Below are 16182 nucleotides of genomic sequence, written 5' to 3'. Positions count from 1 at the left end.
ACAAAGGTGAATTAACATGTGCAAAGCAGCCAATTCCCCAAATATTTTTCTTGAGCAAAATCGCACATATCTTGTGTTTGCCTACCGCACTCTTCTTCAATCAATCGCCAGAGATAAACTACCGCCTAGCAAAATGGAGCTTTCCGCTATTTCTTTTATTAGGTTTTTTAGCTTTGTTAGGCAATTCGGTTCTGTGTTTAGCAACTACTTGCGGAGATTCAACGCCAGAGGAACTAATAAGAGAAACAGACTTAATTTTTAAAGGGAAAGTCATTGGTACAAAAATACTATTTTTAGACAAATATGACATAACTGATGGCTTTGAAAAAATCTCGACCCAGAGTGAAATTGACAAAAGCTTTAATTATCAAGAATTGATAAAACTTATAAAACCCTATGTTAATGCCAAAGATTTCCAAAAACTGACTGAGAATCCGCATTTTATTTTGAAAGAACTCATTAGCTCCAGAACAAAATTTAAAATGTTGGTGCTTTACAAAGGCCCTATTGTTGATGAGATAGAGGTGGAAAGTGCTTCAGGAAAAATAGGGGAAGAAAACATGGTCTTTGCTTATGGCAACCTCAGGGAGGGCTTTAAAGGAGGGCGACGCCAGGGTTTTTCTTATTTTTATCCATCTAACGAAGCCAATCGCTTACGTTATCAAAATGCCTTAGATGTTTACCGAGAAAAAAGGGAACAACTGACAACGGCACTCCAGTTATCACCGCACAATCTGGCCCTACTAAGGGAACAAGGTGCATTTTATTTGCAATACCATGATTTAAATTCAGCACAATGGGTGTATCAGGAACTTCGGCTGCATCATCCTAAAGAGGTGGCTGGATTAGTCGGGCTTGCTGAGGTCAAATTTCATCGAACATTTCGTAAAGCTTATTTTGATAACAAAGCCAAAACCGAATTCGAACAAGTTTTAACTGATTACCAAAACATTCTGAAAATTGACCGGAATAATCACGCAGCCCGCCACGGCGAAACCTTGTCTTTGCTTTATCTGGAAAGAGGGTCGGAAGTGGATAAAAACGTCCGTGATTTTAGTGGTTATGTTAACTACAGTGAGAAAACCAACGATTTTTTTGCCGGTAGAAATCTTGTAGGGGCTAATTTCCGCAATGCCCAACTGTCGGATTTTAATTTTTCAAAAGCAGATTTACGCCATGCCGATTTTTCCGGGGCAAGTTTATGGAATTGTGATTTCACCGGAGCAATGCTTGCTAACGCGTCATTTCGCAATCTTCAAAAAGCTCATCGGACAAAGTTCATTAGTGCTAATCTGCAGCATGCAGACTTTACCGGAGCAAAGTTAGAAGATATGGATTTTCATAAAGCGGATCTAAAAGGTGCTGATTTTACCGAAGCATATTTAGAAGTTGTGGATTTTCGTAATGCCGACTTACGGGGAGGAAATTTTAGTAAAGCGGGTTTATATCGGAGTCCATTAAATTCAGCCAAATTAAATAATGTCAAATTTAATAATGCACATGTTTGTATCGATAGTATCTATTGGCCTATCGGTTTTAATCCACTGCTTGCAGGTGTGAAGAACTGCAAATAACCTTTTAAAAAGCCTGTTTCAATATTTTTAGGGTTCATACGGCCTCCCTTGCCACAATTTAGCTTTCAAAATGATGATTAACTTACTGGTTTTAAGAAAATATACAGGGCTTGTTAAATTTATTTCATGCTTATTCGTTATTTCCCTAAAAAATCAATCGCGAGACAAAAACTACCGCACAGCAAAACGAAGCTCTACACTATTTCATGTATTGAGTCTTTTGGTTTTGTTAGGCAAACCAGCTTTAGGTTTGGCAAGTATGTGCATCCCTTTTACACCAGATGAGCTTATACAAAAAAGTGATCTGATTTTTAAAGGCAAAGTTATTGAGGTCAAGATTTTGCTTTTTGATAAAGTTATCGTTAATGAAGCGATAGAGAAAATATGGTTTCGTAGTGATGTTAAATACTTTGACAAACTAAACGTCACGTTAAAAGCAATAAATCCACAGAATGATCCCGATCGTTACAAGCTTTTTTACCAAGCGCCAAGTGCATTACATGATTTCGTCAAATATCAGATCAAATATAAAATGCTGGCGTCCTATAAAGGGCCTGTCCTTGAAAATATCGTAGTTAAAAGACCTTCTGTAGGTATTGTTACCATCGGAGAAGAAGAAATGGTGTTTGCGGATGGCGATCTTCTAAAAGGCTATCGCACTTCTCGATGTGGAGGTTCCACTTATTATTTAGCCATTAAAGACGGTGATTTGAGTTACAAAAAAGCTTTAGACGCCTATCGGCAAAAACAGGAACAATTGACAACGGCACTTCAGTTATCACCACGCAACCCAGCCTTGCTAACAGAACAAGGCGCATTGTATTTGCAATACCATGATTTTGATTCAGCGGAATGGGCTTATCAGGAATTGCGCTTGCACCATCCCAAAAATGTGGCTGGATGGGTAGGACTTACTGATGTGAAATTTCAGCGTGCATATGATGAAAACGATAAAGACAAAAAAATACTCTACGCACAAACCTTATCTGACTACCGAAACATTCTGAAAATTGACCCGAATAATCACGCAGCCCGCCACGGTGAAACCTTGTCTTTGCTTTATCTGGAAAGAGGATCAGAAGTGGATAAAAACGCCCGTGATTTTAGTGGTTATATCAAAGATTTTAGTGGTTATACTCAATTCGGAAATATCGAATATGAAGAGAATGCTAACGATTTTTTTGCGGGTAAGAATCTTATCGGAGCGAATTTTCGCAATGCCAATCTGTGGAATTTCAATTTTTCAAATGCAGATTTACGTCATACAGACTTTACCGGAGCAACTTTATTGGATTGTGATTTCACCGGAGCAATACTTACTAACGCGACATTTCGCAACGTTCAATATACTGGCGGGACAAAGTTTGTTGGCGCGAAACTTCAACATGCAGACTTTACCGAAGCTAAGCTAGAAAAGGTTGATTTTAGTCATGCCGATTTACAAGGTGCTGATTTCACCAAGGCGGCTTTAAATGGTAGCTCGTTGGCGAAGGCAAAGATAAAAAACACTAAGTTCACTAACGCCAATACTTGTGGAATGTTTGCAACTACTTGGCCTATCGGTTTTGATCCGCACAGTGTAGGTGTGAAAACGTGCAAATAACCTTCTAGTCCCGCATCTTAAAAGCTTAATTCAAAATTTGTTTTAGTAACTGCATCTTTAACCACAATTTAGCTTTCAAAATGACAATAAATAGACTGGTTTTTTGAAAATATAGAGGCGGGTTAAGTTTTGCCCGAAAACGTGTCACCCAGAGAAACCGCCACCTCCAATCCCGAATTGGCAGAAAAATTTCCGCTTAGCATCGTCTCTCCCAAAAGCCTCGGCTTTTTGAATGCCTGTTACGCGAATGGAACAAAAAATCAAAGGCCAAGGCGAGCAATTTGTCTTAATCAACGCCCAAGACGCAGAGGCGCGAGGCATTAACAACGCATAATTAAATGCTGGCACAGTCAATCCTTTGTCAATAATTTGGCGAGGCAGTTGTTGCGGCAAAAACATCACAGGTCATGACTTTTCACGCTACTTTCGATAAACCCGCACATTCGTTCAATGGCTATGCTTGCCTGATATTATGATAAACAAAGCTTTTTCTTATTTTTATCTACAGATAGCGGACAATGTCTAGCATCAGCCATTAAACCAAGGCTTCAAATGCGCAACCTACTGCTATTTTTTCTCCTGTTGTTGCTGGCAAATTGCGCAGCTTATACACGCTACCAACTCGACCAACAATACGGCGATGCCAACCCCGCCCGTTTCGACCACCCTATCTCCACCGCTGCCAACGTCAGCTATCGCCGCGATGTCAAACCCATTACCGACAGCCGTTGCACGGTATGTCACGGCTGTTTTGACGCGCCTTGCCAATTGCAAATGGGCAGTTATGAAGGCATTACCCGTGGTGCGAGCAAAGAAAAAATCTATGACGAATTACGCTTGTCGATGATGACGCCCACGCGCTTGTTTACCGATGCCCAGACCAATCAGCAGTGGCGGCTAAAAGGTTTTGTTCCGATGCTTAATGAGCGCTATGCTGATCCGGTCACGAACCGCGAGGCGAGTGTTATGGCGAACATGCTACAGTTAAAAAAGCAGCATCTGTTCCCCAAAACAGGTTTATTGCCTGCCGAACTTTATGATTTTGATTTGTACCGGGAACAGTCCTGCCCCGCCTTGGAAGAATTTGCCGATTTTGCCAAAGAGCATCCCGAATGGGGAATGCCCTACGGTTTGCCAGCGTTGACCAATAAGGAACAACAAACTTTGCTGCGTTGGCTGGAAGCGGGGGCGCCTGTAGAAGCCTCGCCCGCCTTGGCAAAAAGCCAACTCGATAAGGCTAGGCAATGGGAAACGTTTTTAAATGGCGACAGCCTGAAAGCCCAGTTGATGAGCCGTTACATTTACGAACATTGGTTTCTTGCACATTTGTATTTTGACGATCTACCTGAACACGATTTCTTTGAATTGGTACGCTCGAAAACCCCGCCCGGCCAGGCTATCCAATTGATAAACTCACGACGGCCCTTTGCCGATCCGCAAGTGGCGCGGGTTTACTACCGTCTACGTCCGGTGCAGGGGACATTGTTGGCTAAAACTCACATGCCTTACGCGCTGAATGATGCCAAGATGCAGCGTGTCAAAACGTGGTTTCTTGACGCACCTTATGACGTCACGTATTTGCCATCGTATCAACCCGAAGTCGCCTCCAATCCGTTTATCGCCTTCGAACAAATCCCGGTGCGTTCGCGTTATCGCTTGATGCTCGATGAGGCGCAATTCACTGTGATGGGCTTCATCAAAGGCCCAGTTTGTCGTGGGCAAGTCGCGATCAACGTCATCAACGATTATTTTTGGATTGGTTTTGTCCATCCCGATAATCCGGTTCAAGAAAGCCAAGCCTTTTTGGCGACTGCACTCAAACAGGCGAATTTGCCGATTAGCGACCAAAGCTTGACCAGTTTATTGAAATGGCAATCTTATGCGGATAAGGAAGCCGATTATTTACGCGCCAAAAGTGTGTTGCTGAACAAAATGCTGGTCGGACAAAACCAGCCTAATTTATCGCTGTTATGGGATGGTGACGGTAACAACCAAAATGCCGCGCTGACTGTGTTTAGAAATTTTGACAATGCCAGCATCGTCCAAGGTTTAGTGGGCGAGCAACCGCAGACTGCAATGATTCTCGGCTACCCCTTGCTGGAGCGCATCCATTATTTGCTGGTGGCAGGCTTTGATGTCTTCGGCACCACCGCCCACCAATTACAAGCCCGCTTGTACATGGATTTTTTGCGTATGGAAGGCGAGCAAAATGTCCTGGCTTTTTTGCCGATGTCGATGCGCGAAACCGTGCAACAAAAATGGTACCGCAACGCGCCTGATGCCGTGTTTGAGCATTTGCATGCCAGCCAGCGATTGTATTTCCAAAACACTGGGATTCTGTATAAAACCCAAGAGCCTTGGCCTGAGTTTACCAGCTTGTGGAAACAGCACCTCGAGCCGGTGTTGGATCAACGTTACGATTTGGCGCAATCCGATTTCCCAGAGGCCTTTGCGTTGTTGCAGCAGCTCGCCAGCCTCAAAGGCAAAGCAGTTTCTTACCTGCCCGAAACTGCGTTTATCACCATTAACGACGTCTATCAGCAGCCCCATCATTTCACCTTGTTACGCAATAGCGCGCACAGTAATGTCTCCGAATTGTTCAAAGAAGAAGACCGCCGCTTGTTGGACGAGGATACGTTAACGCTGGTTCCTGGTTTTTTAGGGGCTTATCCGAATGCGTTTTATCGCTTGAGCATCCACCAATTACCTCAATTTATTGCAACGGTGAAAAAGCTAAACTCCACAGCCGCTTATACCGATTTGACGGCGCTGTTTGCAGTTCGGCGGACAAATCCAAAATTTTGGGAACATTACGACACCTTATTGGCTGCTTATCGTAAGACGTTTCCGGTTGAAGCCGGGTTATTTGATTTGAACCGGATTGAGAACAAGTAAGAGTCGGATTCGGGGGATGTATAATTGCCTCCTCTGAATTTTTGAAGCCAATCATCTAATCAAAACAAAATAATACATGACTAAACTAAGCCCCTCACAAAACCAATCCGCCGCCAAACAATTAGGCGTTGCCGAAACCTATACGGCTTTTACCGCAACAGCGACTTTAGATTTTCTGGATGATGCGTATCGGCAAGATTTATTTCAATTACAGGACGATGGTGATTTTTCTGCCGACGATGTGATCCATATCGTTGAAATGCACACGAAAACAGTCGCTTTACCGGCAGGGTTTATGTATGTTGGCATGGAAAGCGAGAACCGAAAGCACCAAATTTTCGGGGTTGTGGATCTGAATTAAGGGCGGGGAAGGTCGTTAGTTTTTTCGATATTGTCCTTCAGGTAATAAAGTACTTTTGGCGCAAAGGTCAATAAACGAAAATGTTTTCTTGCGTTCAGGGTACTGTTAAATAATTAAAGATTCGATATGAGCAAATTGATTACCACCACCTCGGTTTTAACCGACCAGCCGTTAAAGTCTTATGTTATCAGTGATGTTGCTGAGATAGATGGATGCATGGCGTCTGCGCGGCAAGCGGCAGGGGTTTGGGTGCAAACAGATATTAAGCAACGCGTTGCTGTTTTGGCGAAACTGCAAGCCATTATTTTGGCTGATTTTGACCACATCGTCGAGGTCATCCAATCCGCCACCGGCAAAGTGAAAACGGAAGTGTTGTTGGGCGAGATTTATTTCGTGCTGGAATTGCTGCGTTATTATCAACAACACGCAACCGACATCCTCGCGCCGAGACCAGTCCACACTGCGCCGCTGGCGTTTCCACAAGCCAGCGCAGCTTACGAACGGAAACCTTATGGTGTGGTGGCGGTTATTTCGCCGTGGAATTTCCCGTTCCAACTGACCTTAAGCCCGTTGTTGACCGCTTTATTCGGCGGTAATGCGGTGATTTTCAAAATGTCCGAACTGAGTTTGCCCGTTGGCGAATTGATAGAAGCTTTGTTGGCGAAGCTGGATTTGCCTAAAGGTTTGGTGCAACAAGTCATCGGCGAAGCGGAAACCGGTGCGCAGCTTATCAACGCAAGGCCGGATTTAGTCTTTTTTACAGGTAGCGTAGCAGCGGGCAGGGCGGTGATGGCGCGGGCGGCGCAGCATCCGATTCCGGTCATGCTGGAATTAGGTGGCAAAGATGCCATGATCGTGTTTGCCGATGCGCATTTGCAGCGTGCGGTGAAAGCCGCCATGTACGGGGCGTTCAGCAACAGTGGGCAAGTGTGTGTATCAATTGAGCGCTGTTATGTTGAAGCCAGTTGTTATGCAGATTTTGTCGGGCAACTGCGGGAAGCGGTGGCGACAATCACCGTCGGGCATGGGGAGTTCGGTGATTTGGGTGGCTTGACCAGCCTAAAACAATTCGCCGTTATTGAAGCCCATTACAACGATGCCATTGCCAAAGGTGCAAAAGCGTCATCACCTTTACGCTTGGATGGGCGCTATGTGTATCCGGTCGTATTATGGGATGTAACTCACGATATGCTTATCATGCGTGAAGAGACGTTTGGGCCTTTGTTGCCGGTGATGGCGTTTGAATCAGAAAACCATGCCATTGATTTGGCAAATGACAGCGATTTTGGTTTGAACGCTAGCGTATGGAGCAAAGATATTCCCAAAGCCGAGCATGTTGCTAAGCAATTGCAAGTGGGAAATTGGGCGGTGAATGATGTCATTAAAAACATCGGTCATGCCGGTTTGCCGTTCGGCGGTGTCAAAAACAGTGGCTTTGGGCGCTATCACGGCGCGGAAGGTTTACGGCAATTCACTTACACGGTTGCAGGCGTGACCAGCCGAACCGGTTTGGATGACGAACCGAATTGGTTTCCGTATTCCGAAACGCGTTATCAAGAAATGCGGGCGTTTATCGATTTGCTGTTTGGGGCGGGGAGTTTGTTCCAGCGTATTGTCAGAAATGCACTGCAACTGCGGGCGTTTCAGAAATATTCGTCGCTGAATTTGCGCCAGCATCTGAGGAATAGTTGGATTTTTTTGCGGGGTGATGGCGATTAGCAGCGTGTTGTTTGCCGCTGTTTGGAGTCCAAAAAACTTGTTTTTGGACTCCGTAGGCCAGCAATTACAGTTTGGCTAAAACTGCTGCAACGGTTTCGCCCATTGCCGCAGGCGTTGGGCAGATGGTGACGCCCAAGTCTTTCAGCAATGCCACTTTTTCTGCTGCGCTTTCGCCAGCTGAAGAAATGATGGCACCGGCATGACCCATGCGGCGGCCTTCTGGCGCAGTCAAACCGGCAATATAAGCAATGACGGGTTTGCTCATGTGTTCTTTGGCGTACAAGCCCGCTTCCACTTCTTGTGGGCCGCCGATTTCACCAATCATCAGCACCACTTTGGTGTCGGGGTCTTGCTCAAACTTTTCCAAAACATCGCGGTGCGAGCTGCCGTTAATCGGGTCGCCACCAATACCGACAGAAGTTGATACGCCGATACCCAAACGTTTCAGCTGGTCTGCCGCTTCGTAACCTAAGGTGCCAGAACGACCGACGATGCCGACGTTGCCTTGCATGTAGATGTGGCCTGGCATAATGCCCAACATGGAGCGGCCTGGGCTGATAGTACCGGCGCAGTTGGGGCCGGTTAACACCATGCGGCTTTCAATGGGGAAACGGCGCAGGAAGTTTTTGACGGTCATCATGTCTTGGGTAGGGATACCGTCAGTGATGGAGACACAGTATTTAATACCGGCATCAGCGGCTTCCATGATGGAGTCGGCAGCAAATGCGGGGGGTACAAAGACGATGCTGGCTTCCGCGCCCGTGGCTTCGACGGCTTCTTTAACGGTGTTGAAAACCGGCAAGCCTAAATGTTGTTGTCCACCTTTACCTGGAGTAACACCGCCAACGACTTTGCTGCCGTATTTGAGCATGTCTTCGGCGTGGAAACTGCCAATTTTGCCGGTGATGCCTTGAACGATGATGCGGGTGTTTTCGTTAATAAAAATAGCCATGTTATTTCTCCTGAGCCGCGGCGGCAACGACGGCATTACGCGCTTGCACCGCTTTCTCGGCGGCTTCTGCCAAGGTGTCGGCAGTGATGATGGGTAGGCCGCTGTCGGCGATGATGCGTTTGCCTTCGGCAACGTTAGTACCGGATAAGCGCACGATGAGCGGCACTTTCATGTCGATTTTTCTGACCGCTTGCACCACGCCTTCGGCAATCCAATCACAACGGTTGATACCGGCAAAAATGTTGACCAGCATGGCTTTGACGTTTTGGTCAGCCAACACCAAACGGAAGGCTTTTTCGGTACGTTCTGCCGATGCGCCGCCGCCAACGTCCAAGAAATTGGCAGGTTCGCCGCCAGCCAGTTTAATCATGTCCATGGTCGCCATCGCCAAACCGGCACCGTTAATCATACAGCCGATGTCGCCGTCGAGGCCGACATAGCTCAGTCCACGGTCAGCGGCAGCGGTTTCGCGGGGGTCTTCTTGGGTTTTGTCGCGCAGTTCGGCAACTTTGGGTTGACGGAACAGGGCGTTGTCGTCAATGCCCATTTTGGCATCTAGGGCGATCAATTCGCCGCCTTTGGTGACCACTAAAGGGTTGATTTCCAACATGCTGACGTCAAGGTCACGCAAGGCGCGGTAGCAACCTTTAATGGTTTTGACGGCGTGGCTTAAAATTTCGGCATCTAAACCTAAGGCGAAGGCCATTTCGCGGGCTTGGAAGTCTTGCAGGCCAACAGCGGGTTCAATGTAGATTTTTTTGATGGCATCAGGTTGGGTAACCGCCAGTTCTTCGATGTCCATGCCGCCTTGTGCCGAGCCGACCATGACGATGCGTTCGGAGCTACGGTCAACCAAAAAGCAGAAATACAATTCTTTGGCGATGTCGGTGCCAGCCTCTACATACAGTCTTGAGCAGACTTTACCCGCTGGGCCGGTTTGATGGGTCACCAGGCGTTTGCCTAACAATTGCCCTGCTGCGGCTTCTACTTCGTCGTGGGTTTTGCAGATTTTAATGCCGCCCGCTTTGCCGCGTGCGCCGGAATGGATTTGTGCTTTAACCGCCCAAATATGTCCGCCGATTTCACGGGCGCGTTGGACTGCATCTTCTGGGCTGTAAGCCAAGCCGCCTTCAGCGGTTTTTACACCGTAACCGCTTAATAATTCTTTTGCTTGATACTCATGAATATCCACAGCATATCCTCTTTGATTTCTGTTGTTATTGTTCTGTAGCTAACGCTACGCTCTGCATAGGTTGCAGTGGTTGTTATTGGTTTTTTGCGGCAATTGCTTCAGCAGCCTTGACGATGTTGTTTGCCATCCTTTCAGAAGCGGCATCAATCAAACGTCCGTCCAGTGCGGCTGCACCTTTACCTTGAGCGGCAGCTTCTTGTAGGGCAACCAAGATACGTTTGGCTTTGTCCACTTCGGCAGCTGGCGGCGTGAATACGTCGTTGGCAAGCTCAACTTGGGAAGGGTGGATGGCCCATTTGCCTTCACAACCTAAGGCAGCAGCGCGTCTGGCAGCCATTTTATAGCCTTCAGGGTCTTTAAAGTCGCCGAACGGACCGTCGATTGGACGTAAGCCGTAGGCGCGGCAGGCAACAGTCATGCGGCTGATGGCGGCATGCCATTGGTCGCCTGGATAGTCTGGGTTAAGGCCACCGATATTGGTGGTACGGGCGCGGTTGCTGGCGGCATAGTCGGCAACGCCAAAATGCAGGGCTTCCAAACGGCCGTGAGCGCCTTGGCGGGCGATGTCTTCAACGTTTGCCATGCCTAAAGCGGTTTCAATTAGGGCTTCAATGCCGATTTTGTTTTTCAGGCCTTCTTGCATTTCCAATTGGTTGAGCATGGCTTCAACCATATAGACGTCGCCATAAACACCGACTTTGGGGATTAATAGGGTGTCGATTTTGCTGCCCGCTTGTTCGACCAAGTCAACGACATCACGCACCATGTATTGGGTGTCCAAGCCGTTGATGCGGACGGAAACGGTCACACCGTGGCCTTTCCAATCCAAGTCGTTGATGGCTTCGATGATGTTTTTGCGGGCCTGCAATTTGTCATCGGGAGCCACGGCATCTTCCAAGTCCAAAAAGATGAAATCGGCGCCGCTTTTCATGGCCTTTTCAAACATCCCGGGATTGGAACCTGGAACGGCTAATTCACAACGTTGGACGCGTTGTACAGACGCTGTGTATAAGGTGTGACTCATATTACCTACCTAACAAATGACTTAAATATCGGGAGCGCAGTGCTTAACGGTTAACCTTAGCCTGGGCTGGAAACAAATAAATCGCCCATTCTACTTTCAGGCTTAACAATGTCAATTTTTAACGTGCATTTTTTTGTAATATTTCTAATCAAATGTTGCTGAATAGTGGTTGCTATGTCATTATTCTCGGTTTTTTGGCATTTGTTTTAGCGAACAAATACGCTATCCAACCTTAACCAACGCTAATTTTTTTTAAGAGGCAATCCATGGCTGGTCGTAACCATCTCTATATCCCAGGCCCAACTAACGTGCCTAATGAAATTTTGAACGCAATGCATGTGGCGATGGAAGACCACCGTTCGCCGGTATTCCCAAAATTGCTGACACCTTTGCTGGAAGACCTGAAAAAAATCTTCCGCACCGAAACCGGACAAGCCTTTATTTATCCCGCCACTGGTACAGCAGGCTGGGAAATTGCCCTGACCAACACCTTAAACCCTGGCGATAAAGTGTTGATTTACCGTTTTGGCCAATTCAGCCACTTGTGGGCGGAAATGGCGAAACGCTTAGGTTTTGAAGTTGAAATTCATCAAGTGCCTTGGGGCATGGGCATTCCTTTAGACCAATTGGAAGCGCGTCTGAAAGAAGACAGCGACCACACCATTAAAGCGGTTTTGGCAACCCACAACGAAACTGCCACAGGCGTTACCAGCGACATCGCGGGCGTACGCAAAGCGATGGATGCCGCCAGCCACCCTGCATTCTTGTTTGTTGACGGCGTTAGCTCGATTGCCAGCTTGGAGTTCCGCATGGACGAATGGGGTGTAGACGGTGCAATCAGCGGTTCACAAAAAGGCTTTATGTTGCCAGCAGGCGGCGCGTTTGTTGCCTTCAGCCAAAAAGCTTTGGCAGCCGTGGAAACTTCAACTTATCCGCGTTGTTTCTTGGATTTGAAAGACCAAATGACCAACAACGCTAACGGCTATACACCTTACACCCCCAACTTGCCATTGCTGTACGGTTTGCGTAAAGCCTTGGATATGTTGTTGGAAGAAGGCTTGGAAAACGTTTACGCACGTCACCACCGTTTGGCGGAAGGTACGCGTCGGGCAGTTGCTGCTTGGGGCATGAAAGAATGCGCCCAACCGGGTTTTGCCTCGGACACTGTGACTGCCGTGGTTGTCTCTGAAGACAAAGATGCACGTACTGTTATCAGCACTGCATTTAGCAAATACAACATTTCTTTAGGCGCTGGTTTGTCAGAAGTGGCAGGCAAAGTGTTCCGTATTGGTCACGTTGGCGATATGAACGACGTTTCTATGTTGGGCGCTATCGCAGGCGTGGAAATGGCCTTATTGGACAGCGGTTTTGATATTGTCCCAGGCAGCGGCGTCGCGGCAGCCATTGAATATTACCGTTCAACTGTCAAGTAATTGCTACTGGCAAATCCTGTCTTGTTGCTGGGCTAAATTCTTAGCCCAGCTCTATTAACCGGCATCGCCGAGTTACGCTATACTCCACACATCCCCTCTCTTGTACGGAGTTCTCTATGAGCAAACCCAAAGTTATTGTCACCCGCCGCTGGCCTGTCGAAGTGGAAACCCAGCTGAAAGCCTTGTACGACGTGCAGCTGAATGCGTCTGACACGCCCATGAGTGCCGACGAACTCAAGCTTGCCATGCAATCCGCCGATGCTTTATTGCCGACCGTAACCGATCCGATCACTGCCGATATTATCAACGTCGAAAACCGCCGCGTTAAAATCATTGGCAATTTTGGTGTGGGTTACAACAATATCGATATCAATGCCGCTAAAGAACAAGGTGTGCTGGTTACCAACACCCCGCATGTGCTGACCGATTGCACCGCCGACATCGGCATGTTGCTGTTGTTGATGTCCGCCCGCCGCGCTGCTGAAGGTGAGCGCATGATTTTACAAAACCAATGGCAAGGCTGGGGGCCGACGCAATTGCTGGGGCAAAAAGTCACCGGCAAAACCTTGGGTCTGATTGGTTTTGGTCGCATTGCCCAAGCGATGGCCCGTAAAGCGCATCATGGCTTCGGCATGAAAATCATTTTCTACGTGCCATCCGCGCCCGATCAAGCCATTGTTGACGAGTTGCAGGCCGTTCGCTGCGAAAGTGTTGACGAGCTGCTCACCGAAGCGCATTTTGTCTCTTTACATTGCCCAGGCGGTGCCGCAACCAAGCATTTAATCAACGAACAGCGCCTAAAGCTGATGCGTCCAACGGCACATTTAATCAACACGGCCCGTGGCGATGTGGTGGACAGCAATGCCTTGATTAAAGCCTTGCAAGAAGGTTGGATTGCTGGCGCAGGTTTGGATGTGTACGAAGGTGAGCCGCATTTGAACCCCGGTTTTTTAAACCTTAGCAACGTTACTTTGTTGCCGCACTTAGGCAGTGCTAGCGAAGAGACCCGCACGGCGATGGGCAATCGGGTGCTGCACAATATCGCCGCTTATTTTGCGGGTAGCGAGCCGGATGACCGCGTCGTTTAACAGAGGTTATCTTGTCGGGATCGTTGCCCCGATGTTGTTAATCCATTCCTCCTATTTGCCCCAACAAAATTTTCATCCTTAGCCAAACAGCCAGTAAACTGGCCTTTCTAAAACCATCTTTATTTTCAAAACTGAGGGGCTTTTATGCTGATCGGATTACCTAAAGAAATTAAGGATAACGAAAATCGGGTTGGGATGACGCCCGCAACCGTGAAAGCTTTAACGAAACGTGGGCATCGGGTGTTGGTGCAACGCGGCGCAGGCGAGGGCAGTGCCTTGTCTGATGGCGAATATCTAGCCGCCGGCGCAGAAATGGTCGCCGATGCCGCTGATGCTTGGGCCGCAGAATTGGTGGTTAAAGTTAAGGAGCCGATTGCTTCGGAATACGGTTTTTTGCGGAAAGATTTGTTGTTGTTCACCTATCTGCATTTGGCATCCAATCAGCCCTTAACCGAGGCTTTATTGGCAAGCGGTTGCACTAGCATCGCTTATGAAACTGTCCAAATTGACGGGCGTTTGCCCTTACTGACACCGATGAGCGAAGTGGCTGGTCGGATGGCGACTCAGGTAGGAGCGGTCTACTTGCAAAAATCGCATGGTGGTCGCGGCGTTTTGATGGGCGGTGTACCGGGTGTTGCACCGGCACAAGTGGCGGTGTTAGGTGCGGGCGTGGTCGGTTTGAATGCCGCCCGTGTGGCGGTTGGTATGGGCGCGCAGGTAACGGTGCTGGACATCAGCCATGAACGCCTAAAATATTTGGACGACCTCTACCGTGGGCAATTGCAAACCCGCATCAGTAATGAATATAGCCTTGAAGAAACGGTGTACCAAGCCGATTTGGTGATTGGTGCTGTGTTGATCCCAGGCGGCCGCGCGCCGTGGTTAATTAGCCGTGAGATGCTGCCCAACATGCGCAAAGGCGCAGTGATTGTCGATGTGGCGGTCGATCAGGGCGGTTGTGTGGAAACGACGCGCCCGACCACGCACAGCAACCCTACTTATGAAATTGATGGCGTTGTCCATTATTGCGTCGCCAACATGCCGGGTGCCGTGCCACGGACCAGCACTTTTGCGCTGAACAACCAAACGGCCCTTTATATTTTGCAATTGGCGGAGCAGGGGTTGGCGGCGGTCAAGGCCAACCCTGCTTTGCAACTGGGCTTAAACACCCATCAAGGCGGGGTGACTTATCGTGCTGTTGCCGAAGCGTTTGGCCTGCCTTATACCGATCCCCTTAATGCCTTGGCCTAAATGTGATATTGCCAAGCCTATTGAAGCCCAAAATGCTTGGGCTTCAATCAGCCATTCTTCTTCCATCCTCCCGTAAACTCGCATTCAAGCTCTTAATTTGCCAATCATTGTGATAATATTGCCAACTTTGCTTCATATTTGCTCCTCTTTGGGTTACTGACAACATGATTAAACAGCGAACTTTAAAAAACACCATTAGAGCCACAGGTGTCGGCTTGCACACTGGCGATAAAGTGTATTTAACCTTACGCCCCGCTGAAGCCAATACGGGCATCCGTTTCCGTCGAGTAGACCTGGACGAACCTGTCACCATTCAAGCGACCCCCCGTAATGTCGGTGAAACCAACCTATCCACCACCTTGGTATCCGGCAGCGTAAAAGTTTCTACTATCGAACATTTGTTGTCAGCGTTTGCCGGCTTGGGCATCGACAACGCCATTATTGATGTCAGCGCCGCCGAAGTGCCCATTATGGACGGCAGTGCCGGGCCTTTTGTGTTTTTACTGCAATCGGCGGGTGTCGAAGAGCAAGACAGCCCCAAACAATACATCCGCATCAAACGCAGCATCCGCGTTGAAGATGGCGACAAATGGGCCGCTTTTGAGCCGTTCGACGGTTTTAAAGTCACTTTCACCATCGACTTTGAACATCCTGCTTTTGAAGACCATGTCAAAACTGCGACCATGGATTTCTCTTCAACCACGTTCGTGAAAGAAGTCAGCCGTGCCAGAACTTTCGGTTTTATGAAAGACATTGAAATGCTAAGAAAAAACAACTTGGCATTAGGCGGCAGCTTGGATAACGCCATTGTTGTTGACGATACCAAAATTATCAATGAAGACGGTTTGCGCTACGCCGATGAGTTTGTAAAGCACAAAATCCTCGACGCGATTGGCGATTTGTACTTGTTAGGCCATAGCCTGATTGGCGGTTTTACGGGTTATAAATCAGGCCATGCGTTAAACAACAAACTACTGCGCACCTTATTGGATGATGCCGACGCTTGGGAAATGGTCACTTTTGACGAAGAAGAAGAAGCGCCCATTTCCTTTATGCGTTCAGCACAATCACCACGCCCTACCAACTAAAC

General features: G+C 47.8%; 12 protein-coding genes. 9 read left to right on the top strand and 3 right to left on the bottom strand.

Annotated features, from left to right (window positions below; translation table 11 throughout):
- The first annotated feature begins 50 nt into the window (after positions 1 to 50).
- The 5 genes from ACYQ1O_RS12310 (at position 51) to ACYQ1O_RS12290 (ending at position 8152) form a co-directional block, all read left to right on the top strand.
- Positions 51 to 1574, top strand: a complete 1524-nt coding sequence (locus ACYQ1O_RS12310) for a pentapeptide repeat-containing protein (RefSeq protein WP_459992055.1) — start codon at positions 51 to 53, stop codon at positions 1572 to 1574.
- 70 nt (positions 1575 to 1644) lie between these two features.
- The gene (locus tag ACYQ1O_RS12305; RefSeq protein ID WP_459992054.1) at positions 1645 to 3177 is read left to right on the top strand and encodes a pentapeptide repeat-containing protein; all 1533 of its coding nucleotides are present in this window, start codon (positions 1645 to 1647) and stop codon (positions 3175 to 3177) included.
- A gap of 552 nt (positions 3178 to 3729) precedes the next feature.
- Positions 3730 to 6072, top strand: a complete 2343-nt coding sequence (locus ACYQ1O_RS12300; protein ID WP_459992053.1) for a fatty acid cis/trans isomerase — start codon at positions 3730 to 3732, stop codon at positions 6070 to 6072.
- 76 nt (positions 6073 to 6148) lie between these two features.
- On the top strand, positions 6149 to 6433 hold the full coding sequence (locus tag ACYQ1O_RS12295) for a hypothetical protein (RefSeq protein WP_459992052.1): 285 nt from the start codon (positions 6149 to 6151) through the stop codon (positions 6431 to 6433).
- Between the two features lie 126 nt (positions 6434 to 6559).
- On the top strand, positions 6560 to 8152 hold the full coding sequence (locus ACYQ1O_RS12290) for an aldehyde dehydrogenase family protein (protein WP_459992051.1): 1593 nt from the start codon (positions 6560 to 6562) through the stop codon (positions 8150 to 8152).
- Between the two features lie 64 nt (positions 8153 to 8216).
- On the opposite strand, the gene sucD is transcribed toward ACYQ1O_RS12290, so the two are convergent.
- The 3 genes from sucD to ACYQ1O_RS12275 form a co-directional block, all read right to left on the bottom strand.
- Positions 8217 to 9104, bottom strand: a complete 888-nt coding sequence (gene sucD, locus ACYQ1O_RS12285; protein WP_459992050.1) for a succinate--CoA ligase subunit alpha — start codon at positions 9102 to 9104, stop codon at positions 8217 to 8219.
- A gap of 1 nt (position 9105) precedes the next feature.
- Positions 9106 to 10296 carry a malate--CoA ligase subunit beta gene (locus ACYQ1O_RS12280; RefSeq protein ID WP_459992049.1) on the bottom strand — a complete coding sequence of 397 codons (1191 nt, stop codon included), beginning with the start codon at positions 10294 to 10296 and terminating at the stop codon, positions 9106 to 9108.
- Between the two features lie 73 nt (positions 10297 to 10369).
- Positions 10370 to 11320 carry an HpcH/HpaI aldolase/citrate lyase family protein gene (locus tag ACYQ1O_RS12275; RefSeq protein ID WP_459992047.1) on the bottom strand — a complete coding sequence of 317 codons (951 nt, stop codon included), beginning with the start codon at positions 11318 to 11320 and terminating at the stop codon, positions 10370 to 10372.
- Between the two features lie 266 nt (positions 11321 to 11586).
- Between ACYQ1O_RS12275 and ACYQ1O_RS12270 the strand changes: the two genes are divergently transcribed.
- The 4 genes from ACYQ1O_RS12270 to lpxC all read left to right on the top strand — a co-directional run bounded on the left by ACYQ1O_RS12270 (position 11587) and on the right by lpxC (position 16180).
- The gene (locus ACYQ1O_RS12270) at positions 11587 to 12753 is read left to right on the top strand and encodes an aminotransferase class V-fold PLP-dependent enzyme (RefSeq protein ID WP_459992046.1); all 1167 of its coding nucleotides are present in this window, start codon (positions 11587 to 11589) and stop codon (positions 12751 to 12753) included.
- Between the two features lie 116 nt (positions 12754 to 12869).
- A complete protein-coding gene (locus tag ACYQ1O_RS12265) occupies positions 12870 to 13841 on the top strand; it encodes a 2-hydroxyacid dehydrogenase (RefSeq protein WP_459992045.1) in 972 nt (323 codons plus the stop codon).
- Positions 13842 to 13985: 144 nt separating this feature from the next.
- Positions 13986 to 15092: an alanine dehydrogenase gene (gene ald, locus ACYQ1O_RS12260; protein WP_459992043.1), complete on the top strand. Its 1107-nt coding sequence runs from the start codon at positions 13986 to 13988 to the stop codon at positions 15090 to 15092.
- A 164-nt stretch (positions 15093 to 15256) separates the two neighbouring features.
- On the top strand, positions 15257 to 16180 hold the full coding sequence (gene lpxC / locus ACYQ1O_RS12255; protein ID WP_459992042.1) for a UDP-3-O-acyl-N-acetylglucosamine deacetylase: 924 nt from the start codon (positions 15257 to 15259) through the stop codon (positions 16178 to 16180).
- Positions 16181 to 16182: the final 2 nt, after the last annotated feature.

Source organism: Methylosoma difficile, from assembly GCF_054657615.1.
The sequence above is the reverse complement of the archived record's forward strand: the minus strand, read 5'-3'. Positions and strand labels throughout refer to the sequence as shown.